Below are 8,938 nucleotides of genomic sequence, written 5' to 3' on the forward strand. Positions count from 1 at the left end.
CCGGGGGCGGGCGCCCGCGGGCGCCCGCCGACCCCGAGGAGGAGCATGACCGACGCGATACTGCGGATGCGCGGAATCACCAAGACCTTCCCCGCGGTGAAGGCGCTCCAGGACGTCAACCTGGAGGTGCGGCGAGGCGAGATCCACGCGATCTGCGGCGAGAACGGAGCCGGCAAGTCGACCCTGATGAAGGTGCTCTCCGGCGTCTACCCGCACGGCGACTACAGCGGGGACATCGAGTTCGAGGGCGAGCCGTGCCGGTTCTCCGGAATCCGCGACAGCGAGCAGCGCGGCATCGTGATCATCCACCAGGAGCTGGCGCTCAGCCCGTACCTGTCGATCGCCGAGAACATCTACCTCGGCAACGAGCGCCGGGGGAGGTTCGGGCTCATCGACTGGAACCGGACCAACGCCGAGGCGGCGAAGCTCCTGGACCGGGTCGGGCTGAAGGAGAACCCGGTGACCGCGGCGATGGACCTCGGGGTCGGCAAGCAGCAGCTCGTGGAGATCGCCAAGGCGCTGTCGAAGCGGGTGAAGCTCCTGATCCTGGACGAGCCCACCGCCGCGCTGAACGACTCCGACTCCGCGCACCTGCTCGACCTGCTGCGCGGTCTGCGCGCCGAGGGCATCACCTGCGTGATCATCTCGCACAAGCTGAACGAGATCCGGGCGGTGGCCGACTCGACCACGATCCTGCGGGACGGCCGGACGATCGAGACGCTCGACATGGCCGGCGGCGTCTCCGAGGACCGCATCATCTCCGGCATGGTCGGCCGCGACCTGGACCACCGCTTCCCCGACCGCGTCTCCGACATCGGCGACGAGGTGCTGCGCATCGAGGACTGGACCGTTCACTCGCCCACCCAGCACGGCCGGGTCGTGGTGGAGGGCGCCGGGCTCACGCTGCGCCGCGGCGAGATCGTCGGACTGGCGGGGCTGATGGGGGCGGGCCGGACGGAGCTGGCCATGAGCGTGTTCGGCCGCAGCTACGGGACCGGGATCAGCGGCCGGATCTACAAGGACGGCCGGGAGGTCACGCTCCGGACGGTCACCGACGCGATCCGGCACGGCCTCGCGTACGCGACCGAGGACCGCAAGACCTACGGGCTGAACCTCATCGAGGACATCAAGCGCAACATCTCGGCCGCGGGTCTGAGCGGCCTCGCCAGGGCGGGCTGGGTGGACGAGAACCGCGAGTACGAGGTCGCCGAGCGGTACCGCAAGGAGATGAACATCAAGACGCCGAGCGTGCTGACGCCGGCGGGGCAGCTCAGCGGCGGCAACCAGCAGAAGGTCGTGTTGTCGAAGTGGATGTTCACCGACGCCGACGTCCTGATCCTGGACGAGCCGACCCGCGGCATCGACGTGGGCGCCAAGTACGAGATCTATTCGATCATCAACCGGATGGCCGACCAGGGCCGGGCGGTGCTGATGATCTCCTCCGAGCTGCCGGAGCTGATCGGCGTGTGCGACCGCGTCTACGCCATGGCGGAGGGCCGGATCACCGGTGAGGTGAGCCGCGCGGACGCGACGCCGGAGCGGCTGATGCAGTACCTGACCCAGACCAAGGAGAGCAGAGCATGAGCAGCGTCGCGCCGGCCGACCAGGCAGTGACCCCGCCGCCGGCGGAGCGGCCGAAGGAGGGCCGGGCACTGCCCGTCAACCTCCGGCAGAGCGGCATCTACATCGCGTTCGGGCTGATCGTCGCGCTGTTCGCGGTGCTCACCGACGGGCAGCTGCTGTCCCCGGGCAACATCAGCAACATCATCGTGCAGAACTCCTACATCCTGATCCTGTCCATCGGGATGATCCTGGTGATCATCGGCGGGCACATCGACCTGTCGGTGGGGTCGGTCGTGGCGGTGACCGGCGCCATCGCCGCCGTGCTGATGGTCGACCACAACGTGCCGTGGCCGCTGGCCGTCCTGCTGACGATGCTCGCGGGCGCCGCGATCGGCGCCTGGCAGGGGTACTGGATCGCCTACTTCGGCATCCCGGCGTTCATCGTGACGCTGGCCGGGATGCTGGTGTTCCGGGCGCTGACGCTGACGATCCTCGGCAACCAGGGCATCGGCCCGTTCCCGGACGAGGTCCGCACGATCGCCAACGGCTTCCTGTCCGGCTACCTCGGCAACATCGGGCTCGGGCCGCTCGGCGGCGCCGACCTGTTCACGCTGCTGGTCGCGGTCGCGCTGGTCGCCGGGTACGTCGGGTTCGGCTGGCGCAACCGGCAGGGCCGCATCCGGTACGGGCAGAAGGTCGACCCGCTGCCCGTGTTCGCCGCCAAGAACGCGCTGGCGGTCGTGGTGGTCATGTTCATGGCCGTGCAGCTCGCGCGGTTCAAGAACATGCCGTGGGTGCTGGTCCTACTAGGGGTCCTCGTGCTGGGCTCCACGCTGGTGATGAACCGGGCGGTGTTCGGCCGGCACGTGTACGCGCTCGGCGGCAACCCGCTCGCGGCCCGGCTGTCCGGCATCAAGGTCAAGTCGGTGTCGTTCTGGCTGTTCGTCAACATGGGCGTGCTGTCGGCCGTCGCGGGGATCGTGTTCGCCGGACGGCTCAACCAGGCGGGCCCGACCGCCGGGAACATGTTCGAGCTGGACGCGATCGCGGCGGCGTTCATCGGCGGCGCGGCCGTGCAGGGCGGGGTCGGCAAGGTGATCGGCGCGATCACCGGCGGGCTGATCATGGGCGTGATCAACAACGGGATGTCGCTGCTCGGCGCGCCGAGCGAGCGGGTGATGCTGATCAAGGGCCTGGTGCTGCTCGCGGCCGTCGCGTTCGACATCTGGGCCAAGCGGCGCAGCGGAACGGCCCGCTGAGCGGGCGGACCGGCAGGCCCGACCGGTACCTTCGGAGTGAGATGACCGCGACCCCGCCACCGGCCCGGCCGGGCCTGCGCGACGTCGCCCGGCTCGCCGGGGTGTCGCACCAGACCGTGTCCCGGGTCTTCAAGAACCATCCGATGGTCAGCCCGAACACCCGGGACCGGGTGCTGGCCGCGGCGACGCAGCTGGACTTCCGCCCGAACGCGGCGGCGCGGGCGCTGGCCACCGGCCGGTCCCGGACGCTCGGCGTCGTCAGCTTCGACACCGCGCTGTTCGGCCCGGCGTCGATCATCGCGGCGATCGAGCGGAACGCCCGCGCGGCCGACTTCTTCACCAGCGTCGCGAGCCTGGAGTCGCCCGGGCACGGCGCGGTCGCCGGGGCGGTGGACCGGTTCCGCGACCAGGGCGTGGACGGCATCATCATGATCCCCGGGCACGTCCCGCCGGACGAGGCGCTGCGGCACCTGCCGGACGACCTGCCGACGGTGCTGCTGGGGCCGCGGGCGGCCGTCCCGACCGTGTCGGCCGACCACTACCTCGCGCCGCGGGAGGCGACCCGGTACCTGCTGGAGCTGGGGCACCGGACCGTCCACCACCTGCCGGGCCCGGCGGACTGGTGGGAGGCGAACGAGCGCACCCGCGGCTGGCGGGACGCGCTCGTCGAGGCGGGCGCGGCCGTCCCGGACCCCGCCCCCGGCGACTGGAGCGCCCGGTCCGGCTACGAGCGCGGCCGGGTGCTGGCCGCCGACCCCGCCGTGACGGCCGTGTTCGCCGGCAACGACCAGATCGCGCTCGGGCTGCTGTGGGCGATCCACGAGAGCGGCCGCGGCGTGCCGGGCGACGTCAGCGTCATCGGGTTCGACGACATCCCCGAGGCGGCGTTCCTCACCCCGCCGCTCACGACCGTCCGGCAGGACTTCACCGCCCTGGGGCGGCACTGCGTGGAGCTCCTGATCGCGCAGCTCACCGAGCCGGGACGGGCGGCGGACACCCCGAAACCGGTCCCGAGCCGCCTGATCGTCCGCCGCAGCACCGCGCCCGCCGCGACCGGCTAGACCGAGCGGAGGCCGCGCAGCCGGTGCATGACGGCGCCGTCGGCGAAGTGGTCGTGCAGGGTCCGGTAGATCTCGTACAGGGCGTCGTAGGCGTCGGCGCGGGCGGGGTCGGGGACGTAGGCGGCCGGTTCTCGGCGGCCCATCGCGGCGGCGGCGGACGTGATATCGGGGTAGGCGCCGGCGGCGACGGCGGCGTGCACGGCCGCGCCGAGCGCCGGTCCCTGGGCCGAGCCGATCAGGGAGAGCGGGCGGCGCAGCACGTCGGCGTAGACCTGCATCAGGAAGCGGTTCTTCAGCAGGCCGCCCGCGACGACGAACTCCGCCACGGGGACGCCCGACGCCTCGAACGTGTCCACGATCATGCGGGTGCCGAACGCGGTGGCCTCGATGAGGGCGCGGTAGACGTCCTCCGGCCTGGTGGCGAGCGTCTGGCCCACGACGAGGCCGGACAGGTCGTGGTCGACGAGGACGGAGCGGTTGCCGTTGTTCCAGTCGAGCGCGACCAGCCCGTGCCGCCCGACCGGCTGCTCCGCGGCGAGCGCGGTCAGGTGCTCGTGGACCGACAGCCCGGCCGCGGCGGCGGCCTCCTCGTAGGCGGCGGGCACGCAGTTGTCCACGAACCACGCGAAGATGTCGCCGACTCCGGACTGCCCGGCCTCGTAGCCCCACAGGCCCGGGACGATGCCGTCCGCGACGACGCCGCACATGCCGGGGACCTCGGCGAGGTGGTCCGCCGACATCACGTGGCAGGTGGACGTGCCCATGATCGCGACCATCTGCCCGGGGCGGACGGCGTCGGCCGCGGCGGCCGTGACGTGCGCGTCGACGTTCCCGACGGCGACGGCGACGCCCTCGGGCAGGCCCGTCCAGGCCGCGGCCTGCGCGGTCAGCGTCCCGGCGAGCCCGCCGAGCGGCGCCAGGTCGTGGCCGAGCTTGCCGGGGAAGTCGGCGAAGCCCGGGTTCAGGGCGGCCAGGAACTCGCGGGACGGGTACCGCCCGTCCTGGTAGACGCCCTTGTAGCCCGCCGTGCAGATGTTGCGCGACTCGCGGCCGGTGAGCTGCCAGACGATCCAGTCCGCGGCCTCGATCCAGCGGTCGGCCAGGGCGTAGAGCTCGGGGTCCTGCTCCAGCAGCTGCAGCGCCTTGGCGAACTCCCACTCCGAGGAGATCTTGCCGCCGTAGCGGGGCAGCCACGGCTCCCCGCGCTCGGCGGCCAGCGCGTTGATCCGGTCGGCCTGCGGCTGGGCGGCGTGGTGCTTCCACAGCTTCGGCCAGGCGTGCGGCCGCTCCGGGTGCAGGTCGGACAGGGGCGTGCCGTCGGCGGTGGTCGGCAGCACCGTGCAGGCGGTGAAGTCCGTGCCGATGCCGATGACCTGCGACGGCTCCACGTCCGCCGCCGCCAGCGCCTTGGGGACGGCGGACCGCAGCACGTCCAGCCAGTCTTGGGGCGCCTGGAGGGCCCAGTCGGGACCGAGCGGGACGCCCGCCGGCAGCGCCTCGTCGATCACCCCGTGGCCGTACTCGTGGACGGCGTCGCCGGCCTCCGCGCCGTCACGGACGCGGACGACCAGCGCCCGCCCGGACAGCGTGCCGAAGTCGACGCCGACGACGTAGCGTTCGTCCTCGCTCATGGGCCCTCCTCGTCACTCGATCCTCACAGCCGGCACTCCGCGTGCTCGTCACAGGCCCCCGGCGAGCCGGTAGTACGCCTGGTTCCAGCGGATCTCCCTGGTGAACTGCCGCAGCGTGGTGCCGGCGTCGATCGTGAGCAGTTCCACCCCCGCCATGTCGGCGAGATCGTTCAGCTCCTCCGCGCCGAGCGCCGCGGTGAGCACGGTGTGGTGCGGCGCGCCCGCGGTCAGCCACGCCTCGGTGGACGTGCGCAGGTCCGGCCGCGGCCGCCACACCGCGCGGGCGACCGGCAGCATCGGCAGCGGCTCCGGCGGCGGCACGACCTCGATCTCGTTGGCGACCAGCCGGAACCGGTCGCCCATGTCGGCGAGGCCGGCCACCACGGCGGGGCCGGGCGCGGCGTCGAACACCAGCCGGACCGGGTCCTCGCGCCCGCCGATGCTCAGCGGGTGGATCTCCAGCGAGGGGCGCCCGGCGGCGATGGACGGGCAGATCTCCAGCATGTGCGCGCCGAGGATCAGCTCGTTGCCGGGTTCCAGGTGGTAGGTGTAGTCCTCCATGAACGACGTGCCGCCCGGCAGGCCCGCCGCCGCGGCCTTCAGCGTGCGCAGCAGCGTCGCGGTCTTCCAGTCGCCCTCGCCGCCGAAGCCGTAGCCGTCCGCCATCAGCCGCTGGACGGCGAGGCCGGGCAGCTGCCGGAGGCCGCCGAGGTCCTCGAAGTTCGTCGTGAACGCCTTGAAGCCGCCGTCGTCGAGGAACGCCCGCAGCCCCAGCTCGATCCGCGCGCCGTAGCGCAGCGACTCGTGCCGCTCGCCGCCGGGCCGCAGCTCCGGGACGATGTCGTAGCGGTCCTCGTACTCCTTGACCAGCTCCGCGATGTCCCCGTCCGGGACGGCGTCCACGAACTCGACCAGGTCGTTGACGCCGTAGGTGTTGACGGAGACGCCGAACCGCAGCTGCGCCTCGACCTTGTCGCCCTCGGTGACGGCGACGTCCCGCATGTTGTCGCCGAACCGGGCCAGCTTCAGCCGCCGCAGCTCGTGCAGGCCCGCCGCCGCCCGCGCCCACCCGGAGACGCGCGCCCCGACCGAGGGGTCGGTGACGTGCCCGGCGACGGTCTTGCGGGCCACGCCGAGCCGCGACTGGACGTATCCGAACTCCCGGTCGCCGTGGGCGGCCTGGTTGAGGTTCATGAAGTCCATGTCGATCGACGCCCAGGGCAGCTCCACGTTCGCCTGCGTGTGCAGGTGCAGCAGGGGCTTGGTGAGGGCGTCCAGGCCGGCGATCCACATCTTCGCCGGGGAGAACGTGTGCATCCAGGCGATCACGCCGACGCACGCGTCGTCGGCGCCGGCGTCCACGCACGTCCGGCGAATCGCGTCCGCGCCGGTGAGGACGGGCAGCCACCGCACGGTGACCGGCAGCGCCTCGCCGAGCCGCGCGGCGATCGCCGCGGACTGCTCGGCGACCTGCCGCAGGGTGTCCTCGCCGTAGAGGCCCTGGCTGCCGGTGAGGAACCAGATCTCGCGGTTCGGAAAGCTCATGGTCGGCCCCTCTGCCCGTAGGCGTTCTGGTAGCGGTCGTACAGCCGGTCGATGTCGCCCGCGTCCATCGGCCGCGGCTCGCCGAGCTGCCGCGACAGGTGGACGGTCCGGGCGACGTCCTCGCACATCACGGCCGCCTTGACCGCGGCGCGGGCGTCGGCGCCGATCGTGAAGACGCCGTGGTTGCGCATGAGCACGGCGGGGCTGCGGTGCCCGCCGAGGGTCTCGACGATGCCGCGGCCGATGTCGTCGCCGCCGATGAGCGCGAACGGGCCGACGGGGATCTCGCCGCCGAACTCGTCCGCCATCGCCGTCAGCACGCACGGGATCGGCTCGCCGCGCGCCGCCCACGCGGTGGCGTAGGCCGAATGGGTGTGCACCACTCCCCCGACGTCGGGGCGGTGCCGGTACACGTAGGCGTGGGCGAACACGTCGCTGGACGGCTTGAGCTCCGCCCCGTCCGCCGGCTTGCCCTCCAGGTCGCACAGCACCATCGCGTCGGGGGTGAGCCGCTCGTAGGGGACGCCGCTCGGCTTGATCAGGAAGGCGTCGTCGCCGGCGCGCGCCGACACGTTGCCGGCCGTCCACGCGACCAGCCCGCACTCGACGAGGGTCTGGTGCAGGACGGCGAGCTCCGTGCGGAGCGCCGCGATCCCGCCGCCCGGCTCTGGCATCTCGACTCCGATCTGTTAGCGCTAACATCCTGGGGCATGACGAAGGCGGACCCTCGGACCGGACGGGGCTAGGTCCCCCGGGGGACCCCCGTGCTCTCCCGGACGACGAGTTCCGGCTCGACGACCCGGCGGGAGCGTTCCGCCGAGACGCCGCCGATCCGGTCGAGCAGCAGGTCGAAGGCCCGCCGGCCCACCTCGCCGAAGTTCTGCCGGACGGTGGTGAGCGGCGGCGGGAAGTAGGCGGCCTCGGGGACGTCGTCGAAGCCCACGACGCTGACGTCGCCGGGCACCTCCCGCCCGGCCTCGCGCAGGGCGCGCAGCAGGCCGAGGGCCATCGCGTCGTTGGCCGCGAACACCGCGGTGACCTCGGGGTCGGCGGCGATCTGCCGGCCGTACTCGTAGCCGGAGCGGGCGCTCCAGTCGCCGGCGGGCGGCACCGGAACGGAGCGCCCGGCGGCCTCCAGCGCGGCGCGCCAGCCGTCGGTCCGCCCGCTGGCGTCCACCCAGTCGGCCGGGCCGGCCAGGTGCAGGACGGTCTCGTGCCCGAGGCTGAGCAGGTGCCGGACGGCGCGCTCGGCACCGGCCCGGTGGTCGACCGCGACGACGGGGAACGGCACGTCCGCGCCCGCGCCGACCGCGACCAGCGGGGTGTCGGCCGGCAGCTCCTTCAGCCCGTCCGCCGCCGACTCGTGCGGGGCCACGACCATGATCCCGTCGACCGACTGGCCGCGCAGCCGCTCCACGCCCTCGCCGATCGAGCGGCGGTTCAGCGAGCTCAGGCTGACGATGCTGACGGTGTAGTCGTGCTCGCGGGCGGCCTGCTCGATGCTGAACACGGTCGACGCCGGGCCGTACAGCGTGGTGTCGAAGCTGACCACGCCGAGGACGCCGGACCGGCCGGTGGCCAGCACGCGCGCCGCCGAGTTGGGCCGGTAGTCCAGGGCCCGCACCGCGGCCATCACCCGGGCACGGGTCTGCGGGCGCACCTTCTCGGGCGCGTTCAGGACGCGCGACACGGTCATCGCCGAGACGCCGGCCATCGCGGCCACGTCCTCCATCACCGCCAGCCGCCGGCCGTCGGGGGCCTCCGGTGATTCGGCGGCCACATCGCCTCCCCGAGTTCTGCGAGCTTACACGCGAATGTTTGCGCTAACGAGCCGGGATGTCAACACCGTCCACCCGGGACGCCCCGCCCCCGGCCGCCC

7 protein-coding genes are annotated in these 8,938 nt (G+C 72.9%); 3 read left to right on the forward strand and 4 right to left on the reverse strand.

The genetic code is table 11. The features are described from left to right. The first annotated feature begins 45 nt into the window (after positions 1 to 45). The 3 genes from mmsA to E1266_RS15455 are packed head-to-tail and all read left to right on the forward strand — an operon-like array spanning position 46 to position 3,883. Positions 46 to 1,584, forward strand: coding sequence for a multiple monosaccharide ABC transporter ATP-binding protein (gene mmsA / locus E1266_RS15445; protein WP_132047436.1), 1,539 nt, complete (start codon positions 46 to 48; stop codon positions 1,582 to 1,584). Beyond that, complete coding sequence (mmsB, locus tag E1266_RS15450) at positions 1,581 to 2,822, forward strand: multiple monosaccharide ABC transporter permease (protein WP_132047438.1); 1,242 nt, start codon at positions 1,581 to 1,583, stop codon at positions 2,820 to 2,822. The genes mmsA and mmsB overlap by 4 nt, the downstream gene beginning before the upstream one ends. A gap of 41 nt (positions 2,823 to 2,863) precedes the next feature. Next, positions 2,864 to 3,883, forward strand: a complete 1,020-nt coding sequence (locus E1266_RS15455; RefSeq protein ID WP_132047440.1) for a LacI family DNA-binding transcriptional regulator — start codon at positions 2,864 to 2,866, stop codon at positions 3,881 to 3,883. Here E1266_RS15455 and araB read toward each other — a convergent pair. The 4 genes from araB to E1266_RS15475 all read right to left on the reverse strand — a co-directional run bounded on the left by araB (position 3,880) and on the right by E1266_RS15475 (position 8,791). Then, entirely contained in the window at positions 3,880 to 5,514 is a 1,635-nt protein-coding gene (gene araB, locus E1266_RS15460) for a ribulokinase (RefSeq protein ID WP_132047442.1), read from the reverse strand. The genes E1266_RS15455 and araB overlap by 4 nt on opposite strands. Before the next feature lie 48 nt (positions 5,515 to 5,562). After that, positions 5,563 to 7,059, reverse strand: coding sequence for an L-arabinose isomerase (gene araA, locus E1266_RS15465; RefSeq protein WP_132047444.1), 1,497 nt, complete (start codon positions 7,057 to 7,059; stop codon positions 5,563 to 5,565). Further along, the gene (locus E1266_RS15470; protein ID WP_132047447.1) at positions 7,056 to 7,733 is read right to left on the reverse strand and encodes an L-ribulose-5-phosphate 4-epimerase; all 678 of its coding nucleotides are present in this window, start codon (positions 7,731 to 7,733) and stop codon (positions 7,056 to 7,058) included. Before E1266_RS15470 ends, araA begins: the two co-directional genes overlap by 4 nt. A gap of 68 nt (positions 7,734 to 7,801) precedes the next feature. Further along, positions 7,802 to 8,791, reverse strand: a complete 990-nt coding sequence (locus E1266_RS15475) for a LacI family DNA-binding transcriptional regulator (protein ID WP_132047457.1) — start codon at positions 8,789 to 8,791, stop codon at positions 7,802 to 7,804. Positions 8,792 to 8,938: the final 147 nt, after the last annotated feature.

Source organism: Actinomadura sp. 7K534 (genome assembly GCF_004348575.1).
Taxonomy (GTDB): Bacteria; Actinomycetota; Actinomycetes; order Streptosporangiales; family Streptosporangiaceae; genus Spirillospora; species Spirillospora livida.